Source organism: Rhodosalinus sp. FB01 (assembly GCF_041365715.1).
Taxonomy (GTDB): Bacteria; Pseudomonadota; Alphaproteobacteria; order Rhodobacterales; family Rhodobacteraceae; genus Rhodosalinus.
Genome location: NZ_JBGFSH010000059.1, coordinates 1 through 514 on the forward strand (window position 1 = coordinate 1; position 514 = coordinate 514).

The 514-nt window shown below is 60.7% G+C and carries 1 protein-coding gene; it reads left to right on the plus strand.

What is annotated here, in order from left to right; genetic code table 11:
- Positions 1-27: 27 nt before the first annotated feature.
- Positions 28-324 carry a nickel-binding protein gene (locus AB6A65_RS16555; protein ID WP_115982101.1) on the plus strand — a complete coding sequence of 99 codons (297 nt, stop codon included), beginning with the start codon at positions 28-30 and terminating at the stop codon, positions 322-324.
- Positions 325-514 lie beyond the last annotated feature (190 nt).

Genomic DNA, 514 nt, shown 5'->3' on the forward strand with positions numbered 1-514 from the left:
CATCGACGCAAGGGAAAGGAGGAAGAGATGGATCTCTACATCATCCGCCGTCACGGCATCTGGTCGAACGAAGACGAACTCGCGGCGACCAACGAGAAATCGCTCCAGGTCGGCGAGGATATGAAGGACCGGCTTCGCTGGATCCGCAGCTACGCGGTGACAGAGGAAGACGGCCGGATCGGGTCTGTCTGCATCTACGAGGCCAGCGACCGCGAAGCCATCCGTGAACATGGGCAGCGCATCGGCGCGCCGACCGAAGACGTGCACTTGGCCCGCGGCACCGCAGTGAAGCGGGACGATCCCGAGCCGGTCACCATTGTATGAAAGGGGTTCCCTTGCGTTTCTCCGCGAGGGAATTCAAGCTTTTTGTCCCCGCGACATGCCCGCGCCGAGCGTGATGCAGCAACAAACAGGTGAAGCGGCGTTCGCCTCCAATCGCTCACGAATGTTGCAGTCGCAACGGACCGAACTCCAATCTACCACACACTGCCACGAAAGACCGCGTCTGTGGAGT